At 54.8% G+C, this 21,641-nt stretch carries 24 protein-coding genes; 20 read left to right on the forward strand and 4 right to left on the reverse strand.

Features of this window, described 5'->3' with window-relative positions; all coding sequences use genetic code 11:
- Nucleotides 1-10 precede the first annotated feature (10 nt).
- The 5 genes from ACFCTO_RS08165 (at nt 11) to ACFCTO_RS08185 (ending at nt 4,708) form a co-directional block, all read left to right on the forward strand.
- A complete protein-coding gene (locus tag ACFCTO_RS08165) occupies nt 11-421 on the forward strand; it encodes a peptide deformylase (RefSeq protein ID WP_499876697.1) in 411 nt (136 codons plus the stop codon).
- A 315-nt stretch (nt 422-736) separates the two neighbouring features.
- Nucleotides 737-1,420, forward strand: a complete 684-nt coding sequence (locus ACFCTO_RS08170) for a TVP38/TMEM64 family protein (RefSeq protein ID WP_292301023.1) — start codon at nt 737-739, stop codon at nt 1,418-1,420.
- A 36-nt stretch (nt 1,421-1,456) separates the two neighbouring features.
- Nucleotides 1,457-2,779 (forward strand): SPFH domain-containing protein, encoded by a 1,323-nt coding sequence (locus ACFCTO_RS08175; protein WP_302485723.1) that lies wholly within the window; start codon nt 1,457-1,459, stop codon nt 2,777-2,779.
- Nucleotides 2,780-2,789: 10 nt separating this feature from the next.
- Nucleotides 2,790-3,908: a TFIIB-type zinc ribbon-containing protein gene (locus tag ACFCTO_RS08180; protein ID WP_292301896.1), complete on the forward strand. Its 1,119-nt coding sequence runs from the start codon at nt 2,790-2,792 to the stop codon at nt 3,906-3,908.
- Between the two features lie 14 nt (nt 3,909-3,922).
- Complete coding sequence (locus ACFCTO_RS08185; RefSeq protein ID WP_499876698.1) at nt 3,923-4,708, forward strand: TPM domain-containing protein; 786 nt, start codon at nt 3,923-3,925, stop codon at nt 4,706-4,708.
- A gap of 17 nt (nt 4,709-4,725) precedes the next feature.
- Here ACFCTO_RS08185 and ACFCTO_RS08190 read toward each other — a convergent pair whose 3' ends face one another.
- Nucleotides 4,726-5,499: an alpha/beta hydrolase gene (locus ACFCTO_RS08190; protein ID WP_292261838.1), complete on the reverse strand. Its 774-nt coding sequence runs from the start codon at nt 5,497-5,499 to the stop codon at nt 4,726-4,728.
- Nucleotides 5,500-5,791: 292 nt separating this feature from the next.
- Nucleotides 5,792-6,094 carry a twin-arginine translocase subunit TatC gene (locus tag ACFCTO_RS08195; protein ID WP_292301987.1) on the reverse strand — a complete coding sequence of 101 codons (303 nt, stop codon included), beginning with the start codon at nt 6,092-6,094 and terminating at the stop codon, nt 5,792-5,794.
- Between the two features lie 39 nt (nt 6,095-6,133).
- Here ACFCTO_RS08195 and ACFCTO_RS08200 point away from each other — a divergent pair, with 39 nt between their 5' ends.
- The 4 genes from ACFCTO_RS08200 (at nt 6,134) to ACFCTO_RS08215 (ending at nt 9,035) form a co-directional block, all read left to right on the forward strand.
- The gene (locus ACFCTO_RS08200) at nt 6,134-6,460 is read left to right on the forward strand and encodes a hypothetical protein (RefSeq protein ID WP_302485721.1); all 327 of its coding nucleotides are present in this window, start codon (nt 6,134-6,136) and stop codon (nt 6,458-6,460) included.
- 69 nt (nt 6,461-6,529) lie between these two features.
- A complete protein-coding gene (locus ACFCTO_RS08205; RefSeq protein WP_292301983.1) occupies nt 6,530-6,682 on the forward strand; it encodes a hypothetical protein in 153 nt (50 codons plus the stop codon).
- Nucleotides 6,683-6,796: 114 nt separating this feature from the next.
- Complete coding sequence (gene brnQ, locus ACFCTO_RS08210) at nt 6,797-8,128, forward strand: branched-chain amino acid transport system II carrier protein (RefSeq protein ID WP_499876699.1); 1,332 nt, start codon at nt 6,797-6,799, stop codon at nt 8,126-8,128.
- A 130-nt stretch (nt 8,129-8,258) separates the two neighbouring features.
- Complete coding sequence (locus tag ACFCTO_RS08215; protein WP_499876700.1) at nt 8,259-9,035, forward strand: ZIP family metal transporter; 777 nt, start codon at nt 8,259-8,261, stop codon at nt 9,033-9,035.
- A gap of 14 nt (nt 9,036-9,049) precedes the next feature.
- On the opposite strand, the gene ACFCTO_RS08220 is transcribed toward ACFCTO_RS08215, so the two are convergent.
- Complete coding sequence (locus ACFCTO_RS08220; RefSeq protein ID WP_499876701.1) at nt 9,050-9,907, reverse strand: type 1 glutamine amidotransferase domain-containing protein; 858 nt, start codon at nt 9,905-9,907, stop codon at nt 9,050-9,052.
- A gap of 115 nt (nt 9,908-10,022) precedes the next feature.
- Here ACFCTO_RS08220 and ACFCTO_RS08225 point away from each other — a divergent pair, with 115 nt between their 5' ends.
- From ACFCTO_RS08225 to ACFCTO_RS08260, 8 genes are all read left to right on the forward strand, one after another.
- Nucleotides 10,023-10,373 (forward strand): winged helix-turn-helix transcriptional regulator, encoded by a 351-nt coding sequence (locus ACFCTO_RS08225; protein ID WP_292300116.1) that lies wholly within the window; start codon nt 10,023-10,025, stop codon nt 10,371-10,373.
- Nucleotides 10,374-10,383: 10 nt separating this feature from the next.
- Nucleotides 10,384-11,460, forward strand: coding sequence for a CdaR family transcriptional regulator (locus ACFCTO_RS08230; RefSeq protein WP_499876702.1), 1,077 nt, complete (start codon nt 10,384-10,386; stop codon nt 11,458-11,460).
- Between the two features lie 113 nt (nt 11,461-11,573).
- Entirely contained in the window at nt 11,574-12,719 is a 1,146-nt protein-coding gene (locus ACFCTO_RS08235) for a glycerate kinase family protein (protein ID WP_499876703.1), read from the forward strand.
- Between the two features lie 45 nt (nt 12,720-12,764).
- A complete protein-coding gene (pyk, locus tag ACFCTO_RS08240; RefSeq protein ID WP_499876704.1) occupies nt 12,765-14,513 on the forward strand; it encodes a pyruvate kinase in 1,749 nt (582 codons plus the stop codon).
- A 19-nt stretch (nt 14,514-14,532) separates the two neighbouring features.
- Nucleotides 14,533-15,330 carry an MBL fold metallo-hydrolase gene (locus ACFCTO_RS08245; RefSeq protein WP_499876705.1) on the forward strand — a complete coding sequence of 266 codons (798 nt, stop codon included), beginning with the start codon at nt 14,533-14,535 and terminating at the stop codon, nt 15,328-15,330.
- A gap of 355 nt (nt 15,331-15,685) precedes the next feature.
- A complete protein-coding gene (locus ACFCTO_RS08250; protein ID WP_499876706.1) occupies nt 15,686-15,979 on the forward strand; it encodes a nucleotidyltransferase family protein in 294 nt (97 codons plus the stop codon).
- Nucleotides 15,963-16,370, forward strand: a complete 408-nt coding sequence (locus ACFCTO_RS08255) for an HI0074 family nucleotidyltransferase substrate-binding subunit (protein WP_499876707.1) — start codon at nt 15,963-15,965, stop codon at nt 16,368-16,370. Before ACFCTO_RS08250 ends, ACFCTO_RS08255 begins: the two co-directional genes overlap by 17 nt.
- 26 nt (nt 16,371-16,396) lie before the next feature.
- Nucleotides 16,397-17,431, forward strand: a complete 1,035-nt coding sequence (locus tag ACFCTO_RS08260) for a threonine aldolase family protein (RefSeq protein WP_499876708.1) — start codon at nt 16,397-16,399, stop codon at nt 17,429-17,431.
- Between the two features lie 144 nt (nt 17,432-17,575).
- Here the strand turns inward: ACFCTO_RS08260 and rnhA are convergent, their stop codons facing one another.
- The gene (rnhA, locus tag ACFCTO_RS08265) at nt 17,576-18,265 is read right to left on the reverse strand and encodes a ribonuclease HI (RefSeq protein ID WP_292262071.1); all 690 of its coding nucleotides are present in this window, start codon (nt 18,263-18,265) and stop codon (nt 17,576-17,578) included.
- Nucleotides 18,266-18,413: 148 nt separating this feature from the next.
- On the opposite strand from rnhA, the gene ACFCTO_RS08270 reads away from it, so the two are divergent.
- The 3 genes from ACFCTO_RS08270 (at nt 18,414) to ACFCTO_RS08280 (ending at nt 21,379) form a co-directional block, all read left to right on the forward strand.
- Nucleotides 18,414-19,235, forward strand: a complete 822-nt coding sequence (locus ACFCTO_RS08270) for a 4Fe-4S binding protein (RefSeq protein WP_499876709.1) — start codon at nt 18,414-18,416, stop codon at nt 19,233-19,235.
- Nucleotides 19,236-19,247: 12 nt separating this feature from the next.
- Entirely contained in the window at nt 19,248-20,279 is a 1,032-nt protein-coding gene (locus tag ACFCTO_RS08275) for an alpha-hydroxy-acid oxidizing protein (protein WP_499876710.1), read from the forward strand.
- Nucleotides 20,280-20,377: 98 nt separating this feature from the next.
- The gene (locus ACFCTO_RS08280; protein ID WP_292262077.1) at nt 20,378-21,379 is read left to right on the forward strand and encodes a VirK/YbjX family protein; all 1,002 of its coding nucleotides are present in this window, start codon (nt 20,378-20,380) and stop codon (nt 21,377-21,379) included.
- The last annotated feature ends 262 nt before the right edge of the window (nt 21,380-21,641 follow it).

The following is a 21,641-nucleotide window of genomic DNA, read 5'->3' on the forward strand; positions in this document are numbered from 1 at the left end:
GGAAAACATTATGATTCGCAATATTGTACATGACGTCATCTTCTTGGGCCGTAAGTCCGAAGCGGCGACGAAAGAAGATTTGCCCGTCGTCCAGGACCTGCTCGACACGCTGAAGGCCAACCGCATGACCTGTGTCGGCATGGCGGCCAATATGATCGGTTCTTTGAAGCGCATCATCGTCGTCCACACGGATAGGGGCGACGAAATCTTCATCAACCCGGTCATCGAAAAGAAGGCCGATCCTTTTGAAGCCGAAGAAGGCTGTCTATCCCTGGTCGGCACGCGGAAGACAACGCGCTACCGGAAGATACAGGTTTTCTACCAGGACCGCCGCTTCCGCAAACACCGCCAGACCTTTACCGGCTGGACGGCCCAGATCATCCAGCACGAATGTGACCACCTGGACGGCATCATCATATAGAAAACGCCTGCAGGACATCCGCAGGCCGCAGGGTATCGCACGAAGGTTTCTGCCATCGGTCTCGGTCCCTTTTGCTTTTTTATGTAAAATCCTTCGCTAACCACTAACAACTAGCTACTAACAACTTAAAAGGGGTTGTCGTCATGCGGCAAGCCCTTTTTGCGCGCAGTATGGTATAATAGGCTAGTGGCTAGTGGCTAGTGGCTAGTGGCTAGTGGCTAGTGGCTAGTGGCTAGTGGGCCGTAGGGGCCGTCCTGAAAGGCGGCCCGTTGGGGTCACCTTGGATTTATGAGTACTTTTCAAGAAAGTGAGACAATGATGAATCGATCGATGATTGCGAATTTGATGAAGCCTTTGACGCTGGGGCTGATCGTGGCCTTGTTTTTGGCGATCCACTGGGCCATTCCTTCGTTTTACAGCACTTTATGGCAGCTGACGGTGAGCCATGATATTCCGGGGCTGACGTCGTATATTTCTTCTTTTGGCAGTATTGCCGTGGTCCTCATGATCCTGCTCATCGTCCTGACCAACATGACCGGCCTGCCGTCGGTCCAGTTCGTCACGGTCAATGGCATCTTGTTCGGCCTCCTGCCGGGCATCCTCATTTCCTGGGCTGGTCAGGTCATCGGCAATATCCTGGCCTTTGTCATCATGCGCTATGTCTTCCGGCGCAAGGCACAGGTCCTGGTCGATAAGAGCCGCTGGCTGTCCAGGCTGAATCGCGGCATCGATTTTCGGCTCATCTTTTTCTTCCGGGCCATTCCCTATTCTCCGAATTTCGTCGTCACCGCTCTCTGTGCCCTGAGCCGTGTCCGCTTCGGCGAACATGCGGCGGCGACGATGACCGGCAAGTTCCTGGCCGTCTGTATGGAAGTCTGGCTGGGTTACGACCTCATCCACTTCAATCCGCACGGCCTCATCGTAGCCGGTATCATGGTCTGTCTGCTGGCAGCGGGTCTCTTTGGCAGCCGCCGTTGGCAGAAGAAAGACGAAAAATAGACATCTTATCATATTATATAATGGGAGGGATTCTTCATGGGTTTGATCAAAGCAGCTATCGGTTCTGTCGGCGGCGTCCTGGCCGACCAGTGGAAAGAGTTTTTTTACTGTGACAGCCTGAATGAAAATATCTTGATGGCCAAAGGTCAGAAACGGACCAGCCGTCATGGCCGCAGCGGCAATACGGACGGCGAAGACAATATCATTTCCAACGGCTCGCGCATTGCCGTCAACAACGGCCAGTGCATGCTCATCGTCGAATCGGGGAAAATCGTCGAAGTCTGCGCCGAACCGGGCGAATATACATACGATGCGTCGACGGAAGCGTCTATCTTCGACGGCGACTATGCCGGTGACCTGGGCGAATCGTTCCGCCTGCTCGTCCGCCAGATGAAGGAACGCTTTGCCTTTGGCGGCGATACGGGCAAGGACCAGCGCATCTACTATGTCAACCTCAAGGAAATCATCGGCAATAAATACGGTACGCCCAGTGAAGTGCCCTTCAAGTCTTATGACGATACGACGGGACTGGCCCTGCTCATGCGCCTGCGCTGCTTCGGGGAATACAGCTACCGCATCGTCAATCCCATCCTGTTCTATACGAACGTGGCCGGCAATGACGTCGACGTCTACGAACGGAGCCGTCTGGACAGTCAGCTCAAATCGGAACTCCTGACGGCCCTGCAGCCGGCCTTTGCCAGGATTTCAGCCTTGCACATCGACTATTCCCAGCTGCCCGGCCATACGCCGGAACTGGCTCAGGCCCTGAATGAAGTCCTGTCGCCGAAATGGCGCAACCTGCGGGGCATCGAAATCGTATCTATCGGCATCAACAGTGTCAAAGCCAATGAAGAAGACGAAGAAAAGATTCAGAAAGCTCAGATGGGCCTGACCATGTCCCGGTCCGATATCGGCCTGGGGACCCTCGTCGATGCGACGGCCGATTCCATGCGCACGGCTGCAGCCAATGAAGGCGGCATGGGTGCTGCCATGGGCTATATGGGCATGAATATGGCCAATCAGGCCGGCGCCGGCCTGCCCCAGGAACTGGCAGCCCGCCAGGCGGCCCAGGCGCCTTCGCCGATGCCGCAGGCTGCGCCGGCCGGCAGCTGGACTTGTGCCTGCGGTCAGTCCGGCAACACGGGGAACTTCTGCACGGCCTGCGGCCGTCCCAAACCGCAGACCGCCGCTGCCTGGACCTGCCCGAAATGCGGCCAGGCCGGGAATACGGGCAATTTCTGCAGCAACTGCGGCGCGCCGCGGTCCCAGGTTCCGGCCAACTGGACCTGCCCGTCCTGCGGGACTGTCAACACGGGGAATTTCTGTATGAACTGCGGTGCAAAGAAGCCGGAAAGGTAAGGTGAGGGTCATGGCGGATACATCGGTCAGCTATCAATGCCCGAACTGTGGCGCACCGCTGCAATTCAAGCCGAAAGACAAGACCGTCACTTGTGACTATTGCGATACGAAGTTCGACGTCCAGACCCTGGAAGCCATCTATGCCCAGAAAGAAGCGCGGGCTGCCGAAGCCGATGCGGCCCGCAAGGTCCGTTGGAAGACGGAAGCGGCAGGCCAGGATTGGAGCGACGACGAAGCGGCTCATTTACAGACCTACACGTGTTCGTCGTGTGGCGCCGAAATCGTCTGCGATGAGAATACCATGGCCACAGAGTGCTGTTACTGCGGCAATCCGACTCTCATTCCCAGCCGCTTTTCAGGGATGCTCAAGCCCGATTACGTCATTCCTTTCAAAAAGACGAAAGACGAAGCCGTAGCGGCGCTGAAGAAGTTCTATCAAGGGCGCTGGCTCCTGCCTAAGGCCTTTACGGCTGACAACCGCGTCGAAGCCATCCAGCCCATGTACGTTCCGTTCTGGCTCTTCCATGCCCAGGTCACGGCGTCGGCAGCTTTCCGGGCCGAAGACGATGCCGTCTTTGAGACGCCGGACGAAACGATTATCGAGACCAGCATCTACCACTGCGACCGGACGGGCTCTCTGGCTTTCCATCGCATCCCTGTCGACGGCAGCCAGAAGATGGACGATACATATATGGAAAGCATCGAGCCCTTTGACTACGGCGAAATGGTCCCGTTCAGTCCGGCCTATTTCGCCGGTTACCTGGCCGATAAATATGACGTCGACGCCGACGCAGCCGTCCCCAGGGCCGATGAACGGCTGTCGCAGAGTGCCTTCGCCATGTTGGAAGAGACAGTCGACAACCATCAGCGCCGGACCTTTGAAGACGGCGTCGTCCATAAAGACGAAGGGACCGTGGAATACGCCATGGCGCCGGTCTGGATCTTGACGACGCGCTATGACGGCAAAGCCTACACCTTCATGATGAATGGCCAGACTGGCAGGATGGTCGGTTCCCTGCCGTATGACAAGGCCAAGTCCTATGAATACGGCGCGGCCCTGGCCGCCGTCCTGGTACCAATCCTGTATTTCCTGGTGAAATTCATCATGGTCTGGTCGGGCCTGTTATGAAGGGAGTGAGTACGATGTGGAAATGGTTGAAAGAAACAATCCTTGCCGTAGTTGTCGTGGTCCTGACGACGGCTGGTGCCGCAGCGGCAGCGCCGAGCCTGTCCGACGGCGCCCATCTGCTCACGCCGGCAGAACAGGCTGAAGTGACGGCTGTCTTGCAGGATACAGAAGCAAGATATGGCGTACGCGTCGCTGTAGTCACCGTCGCCTCGACGAAGGGGGTCAAGGCCGGGACTTATGCCAATCAGCTCCTGGACCGGGACTATAAGGACGGCCAGAACGGCAATATGGTCCTGCTCCTGGCCATGGACCGCCATGACTGGTATGTCGCGACGGATAAGGCCATGAAGGAGAAAATCAGCAATAAAAAAGGCATCCCTTATCTCAGGGATGCCTTCCTGCCGGCCTTGAAGGACGGTCATTATGCGAAAGCCTTCGAGGCCTATGGCCAGTCGTCGGCAAAACTATTGGCTTATTACCAGGAAAAGGGCAAGGCCTATGACCCGGCCGATGCTTTCAGCCCCCTGGCCCTGGCCGTGGCCCTCGTCCTGGTTGTGGGTGGCGGCGTGGCTTTCCGGGCCTATCTCATCAGCCGGATGAGCAATGTCCGCCAAGCCGCGGCGGCTGATGCCTATGTCGACGCCGGCAGTTTCCATCTGACCGACAGCCGCGATACGTTCGTCTTCATGACCGTCCAGCACATTGCCAAGGCCCGTCCGGCCGATGATGACCTGTCTGACTTCGACAGTGACGCTGACTGCAGCGACGACGACCACGGCGGCGGTGGCGGCTCGTTCTAGGAACGGCGGTGGCGCCATCAGGCCTTGTCGTCATGGAAGAATTCGATGATCTTGTGGATGGCCAGGGCCATGTGGTTCGGGTTCTGGAAGGGGTGGTTGGCCCCTTCGACGGGAACGAATTCGATGACGTTGTTTTCCGCGAATTCCCGGACGAGGTCGATGGGAATCATTTCATCCTTCGTGCCGTGGAGGATGAGGATGTCGTCGGCAAAATCGAAGTATTCGTGGTCGCGGACGTCGAAGCTCTTCAAATCATCCATAAATGCCTGGTCGATTTTCATCTTGCGTTCGAAACCGACCTGGATTTCCTTGCCCTTCTTCAGTTTGGCAAAGCCTTCGTCGGAGACATGGTTGCTCATGCTTTCATACATGTTGACGCCTGGGCTGCGCAGGGCGATTTTCTGGAAGGGATTGCCCTTTTCGATGAGGTAGCGCAGGGTGATGTAAGCGCCGAAACTCGTCGAATAGTTGTAGATGTGTTTGGCCTGGAGCTCGGTCTTGGCGTAGTCGACGACCCAGGTCAGATAGTTCATGCATTCCGGTAGGGATAACTTCTTGCGGGCGTCGGCGCCGTGGCAGGGCCAGTCGAAAGCGATAACGGCGTAGTTCTTGTATTTGCTCGTCAAGTGTTCAGCGAAATGAACCGTCCCGGCCGTGTCCTTGTGGCTGCCGAAGCCGTGCGTGACGATGACGACATTGTCGAAAGTGCGCGTCTGTTTATCATTATCATTGATGAGCAGCTTGCAGCGGATGCTGTAGCCCTGCTGATTGATGTCAAAATTCTTTTCCATGCTGTCATTCCTCTTTACCCTAAATTCGTCAAAATGACGTACGTCGTTAGTATAGCACAAAAAAGGCGCTGTCGCACGAAGACAAGCCCTTTTTCTTGTAGGGGCTCCCACGTGGGGCGCCCGCTCTGGGATATGTACGATTTCCCGACCCGTTTGCTAGAAGAATTATCCCAATTCCTAACGGGTCGCCCACGTGGCGACCCCTACAAACTCCGTACTGCAAACTATAAAGACAACCTCCTACGGACCACGAGCCACGAGCCACTAGCCACTAGCCACGAGCCACGAACCCTTACCGATGCAGGCCATAGCGGATGATGAGGCGGCTGATTTCCAGGAGGGCGATCATGGGCAGGGACAGGAGGCACTGGGACAGGATGTCTGTCGTCGGCGTGATGACGGCGGCTGCGATGAAGGCCAGGAGGATGATGTATTTCCGTTTCTTGGCCAGCATGGCAGACGTGATGAAATCCAGCTTGGCCAGGACGATGAGGACCAGTGGCAGGTTGAAGAGGACGCCGAAGGGCAGGACCAGCATGAAGACGAAATTCAAGTCATCCATACGTATGAAGACGTCTTCTGTTATGACGTCCACACGGACATCGCCCTGGCCGGCCGGCTGCTTCACGATATCATGAAACCCTTTGTCTTTCAGTGGCAGCCCGACGGTTCATCCCTGAAGGAATATACGATTGCCGGCCAGGGGGCACATCACGTCATTTTCATCGCTGAATCGATGTACCACAGCCTGCCGCCGGATGTCGTCGTCGCTCAGGCCTGTGCCCATGGGGCCCCGAATGATGCCAAAGGAGAAGCAGACGTCGTGGCCTGGTTGAAAGCGGCAGCCATCGTTGCCCAGAAAGATCCCGTCGCCTATGGCGTTCTCAATAAAATGGGCAATGGCCTGCCGTCACCACATCACCAGGAAGGCTATATCGTCCATCTCGGCGATCACGACTGAGTCCTCAGCTCGCCAGCCGGCCAGAAGACGTCGGCCCTGCTCAAGAAAATCGCTGTCCAGCAGTATGGCATGAGCGATGGCGACAGCCAGGGGGCGAAGTTCAATTATTTCAAGAATTATATCGAATCCCAATTATCCTGCATGTATCTCAACATGCTCCAGGCCGAACCGGACGGGGAACGCCTGGTCGCTCAGGCTGTAGCCAAGGTCATCGTAAAATAAATCGTTTAACTTTTTATAATAGCAGATATTGACAGAAACCACTTAAAACTTTACAATGTAACAATAAAGATTTACAGGAACAAATTAAAATTGTAAAGGAAGTGTTATCTGCTCATGTTAAAAAATGGTGCACAAGTCGGACTTTTATTGTTCGGCATGTTTTTCGGGGCGGGGAACCTTATTTTCCCGCCTTCTTTAGGTTTTCAGGCAGGCTCGTCGTTCACGCCGGCCGTCCTGGGATTTCTCCTGTCCGGCATCGGTATGCCTGTCATTGCCGTCATCATGGGGACTTTCAACCCCGGCGGTTTCCGGGCGGAAATGAACCATAAGATTTCGCCGCTCTCTTCGCTGGTCATCCTGACGCTCATGTATCTGGCTATCGGGCCCCTCATGGCCATCCCGCGGACGGCGGCGACGTCCTTTTCTATCGGTATCCTGCCCATCACGGGCGATGGCATGCTGCCGCTGGCCATCTTCACGACGCTCTATTTCATCTGCGCCTGGTGGCTGTCGATTACGCCGTCGAAACTCCTGGACCGCGTTGGCAAGGTATTGACGCCTATCTTTGCTATCATGATCGTCCTGCTCATCATCGTCGGCATGGTCGCCTATACGACGCCGTCTACAGCAGCTCCTATGGGGAAATACGCCGCTTCGGCTTTCGGCAACGGCTTCGTCGAAGGCTATAACACCGTCGACACCCTGGCCTCCTTTGCCTTTTGCATCATCGCCCTGGGTGCCATGAAGCGGATCCACTTCGCGTCGGAAAAGGAACACGTTGCCAGCGTCTGGATGGCCGGTGCTGCCGTCGCCGTCCTCATGGGCGGGCTCTATCTGGGACTGGCCCTCTTGGGCAATCATTTTCCTATTCCCCAGTCGGTCTATGAAGACGCCAGTGTCAATCTCGGCGCCTATGTGTTATCCCAGACGTCATTCCAGATTTTCGGGACTGTCGGCATGGCCTTTTTGGCTGTTATGGTCACGCTGACCTGCTTCACGACGACCGTCGGCCTCATCGCCGCCGTTTCGACCTTCTTTGCCGAAGAGTTTCCAGTCCTGTCGTATAAGAAATACGTCACTCTCATCTGCCTGGTCAGCCTGGTCCTGGCCAATCTCGGCCTGAACCAGATCATCCAGGTCACGCTGCCCCTCTTGTTGTTCGTCTATCCCATTGCCATTTCCGTCGTCATGCTGACTATCATCAATAAATTCGTCGGCTTGTCGAAACTGGGCATGCGCTGTACTGTCACCGCTGCCGGCCTGGTATCGGCCATCGACATTGCGGCTCAGTTCTTCCATCTCGACGGGGCGGCTGCCCTCATCCAGGGCCTGCCCTTAGGCGACAGCGGCCTGGGCTGGCTCGTACCGGTCCTGATCTGCCTGGTCCTGTCCCTGGTCCTGCCCGGGAAAATCAGCGGCGAAAGTGCGTTAGATGAAAGTTTGTAATATAAGCGTTCATAGTTTGCAGAAAAAAAGAGGCTGTCTTTGTACGACGGCCTCTTTTCGTGTATAATGGAATTATAACGATATTGAGTATCAGATATAGCTAAATGAGATACAGGGAGGGAAAGTTATTATGGAAAATGCTGTTATAGGGATCCTTATCCCCTTTGCCGGGACGTCTTTAGGGGCGGCCTGCGTCTATGCCATGAAACAGGAATTGGATCGTCAGGTCCAGCGGGGGCTGACCGGTTTTGCGTCGGGCGTCATGATTGCTGCCTCTATTTGGAGCCTCTTGATACCGGCTATGGAAGAAGCGGCACCGTTAGGGAAGTTCGCCTTTGTGCCGGCTGTGGCCGGATTCTGGTTGGGCATCTTCCTGCTCCTGGCCCTGGACCGGTTGGTGCCGCATCTACACATGTACAGTGAAAAAGCCGAAGGACCGCACAGCCACTTGCAGCGGACGACGATGCTCGTCCTGGCCGTGATGCTGCACAACATCCCCGAAGGCATGGCCGTCGGCGTCGTCTATGCCGGCCTTTTAGCCGGGCAGACGGGCATCAGCGCCGCCGGGGCCCTGGCCTTGTCTCTGGGCATCGCCTTGCAGAATCTGCCCGAAGGGGCCATCATCTCCATGCCCCTCAAGGCAGCCGGCGTCGGAAAGCACAAAGCCTTTCTCGGCGGCGTCCTGTCGGGCATCGTCGAACCCATCGGGGCGGCCCTGACCATTGCCCTGACGGCCTTCATCGTACCGGTCCTGCCCTATCTCCTCAGCCTGGCTGCCGGTGCCATGTGCTATGTCGTCGTCGAAGAACTCATCCCGGAAATGTCGGCCGGCGAACACTCTGACATCGGCGTCCTGTCTTTTGCCTTGGGATTTACCCTGATGATGGCTTTAGACGTGGCTTTGTAGTGAGGTGGAAATCGTTATTTTTCCAGCATGGCGAGGAGGGTCTGGGCTAAGGCCATGTCGCTGGCCGGGTTCTGGCCGGTGACGACTTCCCGGTCGCGGACGACGTTGCTCTGGAAGAGATTTCCTTCATCCATATGGGCGCCGGCGATTTGCAGGGCCTGTTCGACGTGGAACGGCATGGCACCTCCGTGGATTTCAACAGGCCATTCTTCGGCATCGGAAAAGGCCGTCATGCGATAGCCTTTATAAATCCAATCGGAAGCGGTTTTCTGGGCTGCCGGGAAATCGTCGCTGACCAAGGCTTTGCGATAAGCCGTTGCGTCTGGCAGGGCTGCCAAAGCGGCAACTGGGCCGTGGCAGATGAAGGCCGTCGGCTTGTTCTTGGCGTGGAAATCGCGCAGGGCTGTACCGAGTTGCAGATCCTGCATGAGGTCCGTCATGGGCGCATGGCCGCCGGGGACGAAGAGGGCCTGGTAGTTGTCCAGATGTTTCACGGCTTCCTTTAGGGAAATGACCGGTAGCTGGTCGACGAACTGGACGGCTCTGGTACGGGCTGTATCGTCGTTATTGAAGAATTTCTTGTCATTCGAGCTGGCATCTATGAGTGGTTTCTTGCCGTTCGGTGTGGCCAGGACGATGCGGTAGTTGTGGTCTGCCAGGTATTTCGACGGCACGGCCAGTTCATTGAGATAGAAGCCGACGTCGCGCTGCGATTTGTCTTTCATTTCCATCTGGGCCTGGCTGGAAGCGACGACGAGAATCGTTCCTTTCGGGGTCGTCGAAATTGCGCCGGTTTCCTGTGATTGGGCCGAAGCAGCTCCGCCCAGGGTGAACATACAAAGCATGGTGAGTGCGAGTCTTTTCATTTTCATTTCTATATCCTCCTTTATTTTTTCTGAGAATTATTATAGAATAATTGGGAGAAAAAGATAAGTATGCACTTTTTAGTAAACTAGTTCCTAAAAGATAGTACCGGGGGTCTTATTTATGAATAATGAAAAAGTGAAAATGTTCCACTGTCCCGTAGAAGCGACATTGAGCCTCATCGGCGGCAAATATAAATGTATCATCCTCTATTATCTGGCCGAGGAGGGTGTCCTGCGCTTTTCCGAATTGCGCCGCCTCATCCCGCAGGCGACGCCGAAGATGCTGACCCAGCAGCTGCGCGAATTGGAAGCGGCCGGCATCATCCACCGGAAGGTCTATCCCGTCGTGCCGCCCAAGACCGAGTACAGCCTGACTGAATACGGCCAGACTCTGGCGCCCCTCATGAAGGCCATGTGCGAATGGGGCGAAGCCCATCTGGCCGATTATATTCTGCCCAAAGATGGAGAATGAGGTGATTTTAGTGAAAGTACGCATTACGGATGAATTGGCCCAGCAAATCGTCGATTCGGCCAGGGCTGTCGTCGGCTGGAATATCAACTTCATCGACCGTCATGGGCGTATCATGGCCAGTACGGATAGCGGACGTATCGGAACGTACCATAAAGCCGGTCACGTTGCGGCCCGGACCGGGCAGGTCCAGACTGTTCAGGAAGACCGGCTTGAGGACGGCGTCAGCCGAGGGGTCAATTATCCTATCATCATGGATCATCTGGTCCTGGGTGTCATCGGGATTACCGGGGATCCGGTTGTCGTCGGTCAGTACGGTTTCTTGCTGACGAAAATTTGTGAAGTCTTCCTCAAGGAATACCGCCTGAGTCAGGAGGCCTTCAGCGAAGAAGCGCATCGCAGCCGCCAGGTCATGGCCTTGATTTATCGCGATGAAGATACGGTGCAGCAGCTGGCTGAAGATCAGCCTGAATTGGCGGGAAGCTGCTATACGGCCGTCGTCTTCCGTTGGCATGATGGTTTCCGGCAGGCTGGAGTGTTTCGCCAGAAAATGGCCGGCTTCTGTCAGAAGTTGGGGGTTTCCTTATATACTTATATTTATCCGAATACTTTCGTTGTCCTCGTTCCCAGCAGGGGCTATGCAGAATGGGACAGAAAACTGCCTCAGTGGAAAGAATGGTTCTATCCGGAAATCCTGGCCGGTATCGGGACGGAAGAAGCTTTCCACCGTATCTACGAATCGTACCGTTTTGCCAAAATGGCTTTGCAGGCAGCCGGGGACCGGCAGGTCTTTTGCGTCCACGCCGATGATATGAAATTGGCCTTTTTGCTGCAAAGTCTGGATGGTGCCGTGCGCCGCCGCTACTGTCAGGATATTTGTCACCTTTTGACGGACAGCGATATCCATTTACTCCAGGTCTATTATCAGCGGGATTTGTCCATCCAGGAGACGGCACGGATTCTCTGCATCCACAAGAATACCCTACAATACCGGCTGAAGCGGATCGCTGGGAAGATCGGCCTCGACCCACGGGTATTCTGTGATGCCGTGCCCCTTTACATTGCCACTCTTCCTTGGTTTAGAAAATAAAAATAATGACAATATATTATGTCTCATAACATAGAAAGGGACGGCCTCTTTTGCTACACTATAGGCATAGAGAAACACAGTCTTACGAATTTGCAGATAGAGGAGAGATTATCATGAAAGTCGTTGTAGCCATTGATTCCTTGAAAAATAGCCTGACTTCCGTCGAAGCCGGCCGGGCCATTGAGGCCGGCGTCCGTAAAGCCTATGGCGGCCATCCTGTCCAGGTCATCGTCAAACCCTTGGCCGATGGTGGCGAAGGAACCGTCGAAGCCCTCGTCGACGGATTGAACGGCCAGCTCCGCTATGTCGGCGTCCAGGGGCCTTTAGGTGAAGCTGTTTCCTGTCCTTATGGCTATCTGCCGGGGATGGAAACGGCCGTCATTGAAATGGCTGGTGCAGCCGGGCTGGGATTGGTGCCGGAAGAACAGCGTAATCCCCTGTACACGACAACATATGGCGTCGGCCAGGTCATGGCGCAGGCTATAGAAGCGGGTATCCGCCATTTCATCATCGGCCTGGGCGGCAGCTCGACCAGTGACTGCGGCGTCGGTATGCTCCAGGCTCTGGGTTATATTTTCCGAGATGCCCAGGGCCAGCCTGTCGGTTTAGGCGGACAGGAAGTGGGGCACATTGTTTCTGTCGATGATTCCCAGGTCCTGCCGGCTCTGAAAGACTGTACCTTCGATGTCGCCTGTGATGTGACCAATCCGTTGTACGGAAATTGGGGCGCCGCCTATATCTTCGGGCCCCAGAAAGGTGCATCGCCGCAGGATGTCAAAGTCCTGGACGATGCCAGCCGGTCTTTTGCCACCGTCACCCAGACTTATACCGGTCATGACTATAGCCAGACAGCCGGTGCCGGTGCAGCCGGTGGTATGGGATTCGCCTTCCTGGCTTATCTGAACGGCCGCCTGCGTTCGGGTATCCAGATCGTCCTCGACTCCATTCGCCTGGCCGATGCCGTCAAGGATGCCGATTACGTCATTACCGGCGAAGGCCGCCTCGACGCCCAGACGGCTATGGGCAAGGCACCGATTGGCGTAGCGAAACTGGCTAAACAATACGGTGCCAAAGTCATCGCCCTGGCAGGCTGCACGACCGCCGACGCTGCTGAATGCAACCGGCAGGGCATTGATGCTTTCTTTTCTATCGTCGATAAGGCCATGCCGCTGGAAGAAGCCATGAATAAAGAAACGGCCCTGCGCAATATGACCAATACGGCCCAGCAGGTCTTCAACCTCATCCGCGCCGTCAGCTGAACGAGAATCATCCGATTACATTAAATAGAAGCAAGGAGAATAGATATGCTGAAAAAAACAAAGATCGTCTGCACCTTAGGCCCCAGTTCCAATACCCCGGAAATTATCGAAAAGATGATTAAAGCCGGCATGAACGTTGCCCGCTTTAATTTCTCCCATGGTTCTCATGAAGAACATAAACAGCGCATCGACATGGTCCGTGCTGCCTCTCAGAAACTGGGTATCCCGGTTGCACTGCTCCTGGACACGAAAGGCCCGGAAATCCGTTTGGGCAAATTTAAGAATGGTTCGATCATGATGGAAGCCGGCAAAGATTTCACCTTGACGGCCCGTGACGTAGAAGGCGATGAAACTATTGCCTCCATGAACTATAAAGAATTACCGCAGGACGTCAAAGCCGGCGACCACATCCTCTTGTCGGACGGCCTGGTCAACTTGGAAGTTGTCAGCGTCGAAGGCCAAGACATCCATACGAAAATCCTCAACAGCGGCAAGATGAGCGACCGCAAACGCGTTGCCGTACCGGGCATTGCCATCAACCTGCCGGCTGTTTCCGATACAGACGCCGACGATATCGAATTCGGCTGCCGCATGAACATGGACTGGATCGCCGCTTCCTTCATCCAGCGCGGCAAAGACGTCCTGACGATCCGCAAGATTTTGGAAAAACACGACAGCCATATGAAGATCATCTCCAAAATCGAATGTCAGGCAGCTGTCAACAACATCGACGACATCATCAAGATGAGCGACGGTATCATGGTCGCCCGCGGTGACCTTGGCGTCGAAGTCCCGGCAGAAGAAGTGCCGATGCTCCAGAAAGTCCTCATCCATAAATGCCAGGCCGCAGGCAAACCGGTCATTACGGCTACGCAGATGCTGGAATCTATGTGCAACAACTCGCGTCCGACCCGTGCTGAAACGAGCGACGTCGCCAACGCCATCCTCGACGGTACCGATGCCATCATGCTCAGCGGCGAAACGGCTGGCGGCCTCTATCCGGTAGAAGCGGTAGAAACCATGGCCCGCGTCGCAACCTTTACGGAAAGCAACTTCACGCCGAAGTCCTATGAAGACGTCGACGCTGAATCGGCTACGACGACGGAATTCATCGGCAAAGCCGTTGTCAAGATCGCCAAAGACCTCCACGCTGCAGCCATCATCGCTTCGACTGAACGCGGCGGCACAGCTCAGATGATTTCTAAATTCCGTCCGGCCTGCCCGATTGTAGCCGTATCGCCGCATGAAGCCATCGTCCGCCGCCTGCAGCTCAACTGGGGCGTCCAGGCTGTCACCGGTAAAGAAGCCAGCGACACCGATGCTGTCGTCGACAATGCTATCTTTGCAGCCCTCGACAACGACCTCATCAAAGCCGGCGACCTCGTCGTCCTCACGGCAGGTGTCCCCGTTGCCAAAGCCGGTTCGACCAATATGATCCGCGTCCAGGTCGTCGGTGACGTCCTCCTCCGCGGTACCGGTATCGGCCGTAACTCGGCTATCGGCAAAGTCTGCATCGCCGAATCGAAAGAAGACCTGGAAAAGAACTTCACTGACGGCTGCATCCTCGTAGTCCGTTCGGCCCGCGCTGATTTCGTCGACTACATGAAACGGGCCAGCGCCATCGTCTCCGAAGAAGCCGGCCTCACCAGCGAATCGGCTATCGTCGCCATCACCTTTGGCATCCCGACCGTCGTCGGCGCTGCCCATGCTGCCGATATCCTGGAAAACGGCGAAGTCGTCACCGTAGACGCCAGCCGTGGCACCATCTTCCGCGGCGAAGCCAACGCACGATAAACCATCGGGAGGGATAGTCATGAATCTGACCTTGTTAGGGACGGGGAACGCAACGGTGACCCATTGTTATAATACTTGTTTCGTCCTCCATGAAAGCGGTCAATATCTGCTCGTCGATGGCGGCGGCGGGAACGGACTCCTGTGTCAGCTGGAAAAGGCCCATTTTCGCTGGCAGGATATGCGGACGGTCTTCGTCACCCATAAACACATGGATCATCTTCTGGGCATCCTCTGGCTCATGCGCATGATGTGTCAGTCCTGGCGGCGCGGGACCTACGATGGAGAAGCCGTCATCTACGGCCATGAGGAAGTCATTTCCCTGCTGCGTACGATGGGCATGGCCCTGCTGTCCTCGAAAGACAGGGCCTTCCTCGATGACCGCCTGCATCTCGTCACGGTGAATGATGGGGAAACGCGTCAGCTCATGGGCCACGACGTGACTTTTTTCGATATCCGCTCGACCAAGGCCAAGCAATTCGGCTTTTCCCTGGAACTTGCCGACGGCAGACTGACCTGCTGTGGCGATGAACCCTATCAGCCCTGGGAAGAAGCCTATGTCCGGGATAGTAAATGGCTCCTTCATGAAGCTTTCTGCCTCGATGCCGAAGCGGATATCTTCCATCCCTATGAGAAACACCATTCGACCGTCAAAGACGCCTGCCAAACGGCAGCCCGCCTGGGCGTACAGAATCTGATCCTCTACCATACTGAAGACAAGGACCTGGCCCATCGCCGCCAGCGTTACCATGCCGAAGGAAGCCGGTATTATCAGGGAAACCTGTATATCCCGGACGATTTGGACGTCATCGCTTTATAGTTTGTAGTACAGCGTTTGTAGTTTGCAGAGTAAATCTTTAACTTTAAATCCATCTGCTAACCACTTAAAAGGGGCTGTCGCACATGCGACAGCCCCTTTTCATTGTACAACCTATCCGATTCTGGTAGAATAGACGTAAGGCCATAGCCTTGAAAGGATTGGCGATTATGGGAGAGAATGTCATAGAAGCGGTAAAGAAGTGTGTATTGTCGCATTTTCAACAGGATGATGTACAGATTTATTTATTCCCCGCTGGGTAGACGTCGTTGATATGAATCATGCGGGACGAGCCCCGTGTCAGCGCATCAGCAAGGAAGGTATCTTGTGGAAAAAATTCCAATAAGGGGGAAATGCGATGAAGTTCCATATTCCAGATCAAGTTTTTCAGGATATTACGGCATTTGCCAAAAAACACGACATTAAACAAGTCATCCTATTTGGGTCCCGGGCCAGGGGAACGCATACGGAACGCAGTGACGTGGACATCGCTGTCCGTGGCGGCGATTTTGACGGTTTTTATTGGGACATCAAGGAAAATGTTGATTCGCTGCTGATGTTCGACGTCGTCAATCTGGACGAGCGCATTTCCCGGGAGTTAGCGGAAGAATTGGCTAAAGAAGGAGTCATCATTTATGAAAAAAATGGATAATTTTTTGAATTGTTTGGATGTCCTGAAACAAGCCGACTTTTCCTTAGCTGCAGAGAATGAAATTTACCGGACGGGAATCGTCGGCCAATTCAATTTGACCTTTGAACTGGCCTGGAAAGCTTTACAACAGGTTTTACGCGTTCATGGGGTTCAGGAGGCTGAAACAGGTTCTCCGCGAGAAATCTTGCAGTTAGGATATAAGGTCGGCTTCATTGAGGATTCATCTGTTTGGCTGTTGATGCTGAAAAAAAGGAATTTATCGGTCCATCTTTATAATGAAGCTGAAATTGATGAACTGTTGATTCTCATTCGGGATAAATTTATCCCTGCGTTTTGGCAGCTTGGGAAAATATTGCAGCAAAAATTATCCGAAGTTGAAGAAGATCATTAAGGGATAGAGTAAGGAGACAGGGTAAAATGATACGTTTTAACAATGACTATAATCATGGCGCTCATGCCAGCGTCTTGCAGGCTTTGAATCAGACGAACGATACGCAGTACGGCGGCTATGGCGTCGATGACTGGTGTGACAAGGCAGAAAAGCTGATTTTGGAATTGGCCCAGTGCCCGCAAGGGAAGGTTTACTTTTTCCCGGGAGCGACGCAGGCCAATTTCGTCACCATTTCAGCCCTCCTCGGTTCCTGTGACAGCGTCATCTGTGCCGACACGGGCCATATCAACTGCCATGAATGTGCGTCCATTGAAAATACAGGCCACAAAATCGTCGCCCTGCCCCATCATGACGGCAAGATTACGGCGGACCAGATTGAAGGGGAAGTGCAGGCTTACTATAATTCCGGCGAAGCCGAATACCTGACGCGGCCGTCGCTGGTCTATATCTCTTTTACGACGGAATACGGTACGCTCTATACCAAGGCTGAACTGACGGCTATTTCGGAAGTCTGCCGCAAGTATCACATGTACCTCTTCGTCGATGGCGCCCGCCTGGGTTATGGCCTTGGGGCTGACGGGAATGACCTGACGCTGGCTGATTTCGGCCGCCTGGCCGACGTCTTTTATATCGGCGGTACGAAATGCGGGGCCTTCTTTGGCGAAGCCCTCGTCTTGACCGACGCCGGGATAGACCGCCGCTTCAAAGCTCACATGAAACAGTTCGGCGCCGTCCTGGCCAAAGGCTGGATCTTAGGGCTCCAGTTCTATACCCTGCTCCACGACGGGACGTATTTTGCCATTACGAAACGAGCCGATGAATACGCCGTCCGTATCCGCCAGGCCTTCCGGCAGAAAGGGATAGAAGAACTCATCGTCAGCCCGACGAACCAGCAGTTCATCATTCTTTCGAGAGCTCAGGCCCAGGCCTTGGAAAGCAAATACATCTTTGAAGCCATGGGACCTGTTGACGACGACCACGTCTGCGTCCGCGTCTGCACGTCGTGGAGCACGAAAGCCGAAGAAGTCGACCAGCTCGTAGCCGATATTTTGAATCTGTAGGGGCTTGCACGTGGCAAGCCCGTCCCAGCATATGAGCTGTTTTCCAGCTCGAAGAGTGCGTCTCCCAATACCCAAGCGGGTCGCCCACGTGGCGCCCCTACAGTAAAAACGAATCACTAGCCACTCATAGCTAGTGATTCGTTTTTATTTATACTTTACGGCCTGGGCTTTGGCCAGCTGGTCGCAGCGCTCGTTGAGTTCGACGCCGACGTGGCCTTTGACCCAGTGGAAGGTGACGTCGTGGGCGGCGTAGAGCTTGTCCAGTTCGACCCAGTAAGCCTGGTTGAGGACGGGCTGGCCGTCGGCTTTCTTCCAGCCCCGGCGCTTCCAGCCGGCGACCCATTTGGTGATGCCGTTCTTGAGGTACTGGCTGTCTGTGTACAAGGCGACTTTCGTGCCTTCCGGCGCAAAGCGCAGGGCCATGATGGCTGCCAGGAGCTCCATGCGGTTATTCGTCGTCGACGGATTGCCGTCGCATAGTTCCGTCACTTCGCCAGTAGCGACGTTGCAGGCGACGACGGCCCAGCCACCGGGGCCATCGGGGTTGCGCAGGCATGAGCCATCGGTATAGATGACGAAATCCTGTTCTTCGTCAGGCCGCAAGGGCTGGGACGGCGCCGCGGTCTTTGCCGTCTGGCGGGACTTTTTGGGAGCTCCTGTCCTTTTCGGCGCCGTCGTTTCTTCGCCATTGAGCCATTTCCAGGCTTCCGTCGCATCGGTGAAGCTCTTGAAGCGGGCTCCCGGGAAGCCGTCCACTTGTTTTTGGCAGTCTGCCCAGGACAGGAACAGACCGGTCGTGCGGCCGCGCCGTACGGCATATATTTTCTTTTGCATAGGACACCTCGTTTTTATAGTAAAATCATACTGTATTCTAACACAAAAGGGAAAAAGAAAACAGGCGCGAACTATGACTTTCGCGCCTGTTTGGTATATAATATAAGCAAAAGATGCGGCCGGAGTTTTTACGATCGAGGTGGTCTTTATGCATATCCAACACGTGTATGCCATTTATTTCAGCCCCACTGGGAATACCAAGCGCATCGTCTGTCAAGGTGCTTCCGAAGCGGCGCGGCTCTTCCAGGTACCGTGCCGGGCTATTTCCCTGAACCTGCCTAAGGACCGGGAAACAGTGCATACTTTTTCAGCCGGTGACCTGGTCATCGTCGGTGGTCCGACGTATGCCGGGAAACTGCCCAATAAGATTTTGCCGACATATCAGGAAAAACTCATCGGCAAGGGCGCCCTGGCCCTGGCTGTCGTGACTTATGGCAACCGGTCTTTCGATAATTCCCTGGCCGAGCTCTGTGCAACACTCGACGGCAACGGCTTCCGTACCGTCGCAGCCGGGGCTTTCGTCGGGACCCATGCTTTTTCCGATGTCCTGGCCCCTGACCGGCCCGATAAGGACGACCTGGCCCTCATGGTCCGCCTGACGGACATGGCCGTATCGAAAATCCGTCAGACCGATGGCATGGTACCGCGTCTCGTCGTCGATGGTGATGCCAGGGCTCCGTATTACGTCCCCAAAGGCGTCGACGGCCAGCCGGCCAAGTTCCTCAAAGCCAAGCCCAAGACAGACCTGGAAAGATGCGTATCCTGCGGCCTCTGCGCCCGCCAGTGTCCCATGGGCTCCATCGACCCGGACCAGCCGTCCGTCGTCAATGGCATCTGTATCAAGTGCCAGCGCTGCGTGCGCAACTGCCCGCATGGCGCCAAGTATTTCGACGACCCTGCCTTTTTATCCCATGTCAAGATGTTAGAGACGACCTATCAGGGCCGGGCTGACAATAAAATATTTATTTAGGAAGTGATTATCATGGATTTACAGGAAGTAAGGAACAAAGCACGCGAAAAAATGAAAGGCTGCCATGTCTGTCCCCAGTGCAACGGCAAAGCCTGCGTCGGCATGATTCCCGGTTTCGGCGGCCTGCGCACGGGACGGTCTTTCATGCGTAACGTCGAAGCGCTCCAGGAATACGGCCTGGTCATGCGCAGCATGTCTGGCGTCGACGACCCGGATACGGCTGTGACCCTTATGGGAAAACGGCTCAGTATGCCGGTACTCCTGGCGCCGGTTGGCGGCATCGTCCTCAATGCCCAGGTAGACGGCGACCCGGCTGAAGTAGAACAAGAGTATGACGAAGCCGTCACTCAGGCAGCCCTGGATGCGGGTACGCTGTGCTTTACCGGTGACAGCGGTGCCCCGTATATGTATTCATCAGGCATTGCATCTTGTAAGAAACGGCCGGGCATCGTCATCCCGACTATCAAGCCCCGCAGCAACGACCAGATCATTGAGAAAGCCCATCAGGCAGAAGAAGCCGGCGCTTTTGCCGTTGCCAGCGATATCGATGCGGCGACGCTGATTAACATGCGGATTTTCGGTCAGCCCGTAGGGCCCAAGAGTGCCCGTGACATTGCCGAAGTCGTCCAGGCTATCAAACTGCCCTTTATCGTCAAAGGCGTCATGTCGGCCGAAGAAGCCGTCTCCTGTGCCGAAGCCGGTGCCCAAGGCATCGTCGTCAGCAACCACGGTGGCCGCGTCCTCGACGGCATGGCCGGTACGGCCGATGTCCTGCCTGATATCGCCGCAGCTGTCAAAGGGCGGATCACCATTTTCGTCGATGGCGGTATCCGTCACGGCGAAGACATCCTCAAGATGCTGGCCCTCGGTGCCGACGCCGTCCTCATCGGCAGACCGGCTGCCGTCGCTGCTGTCGGCGGTGGGGCCGAAGGGGTCAAACTCCTCCTGGATACGATCAAACGCCAGCTCATGGATGCCATGATGATCACCGGCGTCCGCGATTTGTCCCATGTCCCGGCGAATATCGTGCGGAAGCTGGATTAGATAGAAGCTAGTCACTGGCCACGAATCCCACATTGACAGCCTGCTTGTCTTGCCCGTATAATAGTACTACTAGCTTTGTACTTGATAGGAGGTATTCCATGCACAGCATTTCCTATTTCTGGCACTTATCGCGCCTTATATACGGGCCCCGGAATTTCCAGGAAAACAAGCGGGCTGTCGTTTTTTTTGCCCGTGCCGTGTCCAACCGGGCTTTATTTGAAGAGCTCTACGATTTCTTTGACCATTATGAACCGATGAAGGGCTTCTTTGAGCAGCATGACCCGGATTTCCAGGAAGTCATGACCCGCGTCTTCTTGTTCAAGAATTCGACCATGCGCCAGCGCCTCGATGCCTTGAAACATCATTTCACTATCTTGCGGACTTTCTTTTCGGACGAGGTCATCCACGAACTCTACTGGGGGAACGGCTATACCCTGTGGACTTCGCCGGACGAATCGCTGCCCCTGGAAGCGCGGCTCATCTTCGATACGGGCCAGCGCAAGGAAGGCTTCTTGTCGCTCTACCTCTATCATGAAGGCCAGATGATCTATCATTTCAATTTCCGTTTCGATTACAATGTTGACGGGACGCCGTCCGTGTACATCGGCACCATCCAGGGCTCAAAGCACGGCCTGGAAACGACCAAGGTCCTGACCAAGAAGCTCTTTGGCTATCGGCCGAAGAATTTCATCCTCTATCTCATGCGCATCTTCGTCCAAACTTTGGGCATCCATGACATATATGTCATCACGGACGAAGGCTTCTATACCAACAGCCATATGCTGCGCGGCAACCGTTCGAAGAAGACCAATTTCAATGAATTCTGGATCGGCGAAGGAGCCGCACCGGATGGCAAGGAACCGTGGTATTACCACCTGCCTATCGAAGAAAGACGGCGTAAATACGGCGAAATCAAGTCGCAGAAGCGCAACCTTTTCCGCAAGCGCTATCTCCTCATGGACACCATCATCCCGCCGTACATCGCTGCCATCAAGGGCCTGTTCCGCCAGGGCTTCGACCCGGTACCGTCGGCCATCGACGAAGCGGCTATTACAGATAAACCAGCTGATTACGACCCCATCGAAGCACCGGCGAAATAGTGAATGGTGATCCGTGGGAGGCTGTCGCACGAAGGCTTCTACCATCATGCGCGGCCCCGTTTACTTTATAGTTTGTAGTACAGAGTTTGTAGTTTGCAGAAGATGACTTTAAATTTAAAATAATCCACTAAAAACTACAAACTTAAAACTCAAAAAGGGCCTGTCGCACGTAATCGTGCACAGGCTCTTTTTCTGTATGCAAAAATATCATAGCTTTATAGTCATTCTTCGGGATTTGTTTGCTCGGACTTAGAAGCGGCTT

This window comes from Megasphaera indica (assembly GCF_046614755.1).
Classification (GTDB): Bacteria; Bacillota; Negativicutes; order Veillonellales; family Megasphaeraceae; genus Megasphaera; species Megasphaera intestinihominis.

Bases quoted from the DNA above. Each gene is read 5' to 3' on its own strand.
- ACFCTO_RS08165 (WP_499876697.1), top strand. From the start codon at position 11: ATGATTCGCAATATTGTACATGACGTCATCTTCTTGGGCCGTAAGTCC.
- ACFCTO_RS08170 (WP_292301023.1), top strand. From the start codon at position 737: ATGATGAATCGATCGATGATTGCGAATTTGATGAAGCCTTTGACGCTG.
- ACFCTO_RS08175 (WP_302485723.1), top strand. From the start codon at position 1,457: ATGGGTTTGATCAAAGCAGCTATCGGTTCTGTCGGCGGCGTCCTGGCC.
- ACFCTO_RS08180 (WP_292301896.1), top strand. From the start codon at position 2,790: ATGGCGGATACATCGGTCAGCTATCAATGCCCGAACTGTGGCGCACCG.
- ACFCTO_RS08185 (WP_499876698.1), top strand. From the start codon at position 3,923: ATGTGGAAATGGTTGAAAGAAACAATCCTTGCCGTAGTTGTCGTGGTC.
- ACFCTO_RS08190 (WP_292261838.1), bottom strand. From the start codon at position 5,499: ATGGAAAAGAATTTTGACATCAATCAGCAGGGCTACAGCATCCGCTGC.
- ACFCTO_RS08200 (WP_302485721.1), top strand. From the start codon at position 6,134: ATGAAACCCTTTGTCTTTCAGTGGCAGCCCGACGGTTCATCCCTGAAG.
- ACFCTO_RS08205 (WP_292301983.1), top strand. From the start codon at position 6,530: ATGAGCGATGGCGACAGCCAGGGGGCGAAGTTCAATTATTTCAAGAAT.
- brnQ (WP_499876699.1), top strand. From the start codon at position 6,797: ATGTTAAAAAATGGTGCACAAGTCGGACTTTTATTGTTCGGCATGTTT.
- ACFCTO_RS08215 (WP_499876700.1), top strand. From the start codon at position 8,259: ATGGAAAATGCTGTTATAGGGATCCTTATCCCCTTTGCCGGGACGTCT.
- ACFCTO_RS08220 (WP_499876701.1), bottom strand. From the start codon at position 9,907: ATGAAAATGAAAAGACTCGCACTCACCATGCTTTGTATGTTCACCCTG.
- ACFCTO_RS08225 (WP_292300116.1), top strand. From the start codon at position 10,023: ATGAATAATGAAAAAGTGAAAATGTTCCACTGTCCCGTAGAAGCGACA.
- ACFCTO_RS08235 (WP_499876703.1), top strand. From the start codon at position 11,574: ATGAAAGTCGTTGTAGCCATTGATTCCTTGAAAAATAGCCTGACTTCC.
- pyk (WP_499876704.1), top strand. From the start codon at position 12,765: ATGCTGAAAAAAACAAAGATCGTCTGCACCTTAGGCCCCAGTTCCAAT.
- ACFCTO_RS08245 (WP_499876705.1), top strand. From the start codon at position 14,533: ATGAATCTGACCTTGTTAGGGACGGGGAACGCAACGGTGACCCATTGT.
- ACFCTO_RS08250 (WP_499876706.1), top strand. From the start codon at position 15,686: ATGAAGTTCCATATTCCAGATCAAGTTTTTCAGGATATTACGGCATTT.
- ACFCTO_RS08255 (WP_499876707.1), top strand. From the start codon at position 15,963: ATGAAAAAAATGGATAATTTTTTGAATTGTTTGGATGTCCTGAAACAA.
- ACFCTO_RS08260 (WP_499876708.1), top strand. From the start codon at position 16,397: ATGATACGTTTTAACAATGACTATAATCATGGCGCTCATGCCAGCGTC.
- rnhA (WP_292262071.1), bottom strand. From the start codon at position 18,265: ATGCAAAAGAAAATATATGCCGTACGGCGCGGCCGCACGACCGGTCTG.
- ACFCTO_RS08270 (WP_499876709.1), top strand. From the start codon at position 18,414: ATGCATATCCAACACGTGTATGCCATTTATTTCAGCCCCACTGGGAAT.
- ACFCTO_RS08275 (WP_499876710.1), top strand. From the start codon at position 19,248: ATGGATTTACAGGAAGTAAGGAACAAAGCACGCGAAAAAATGAAAGGC.
- ACFCTO_RS08280 (WP_292262077.1), top strand. From the start codon at position 20,378: ATGCACAGCATTTCCTATTTCTGGCACTTATCGCGCCTTATATACGGG.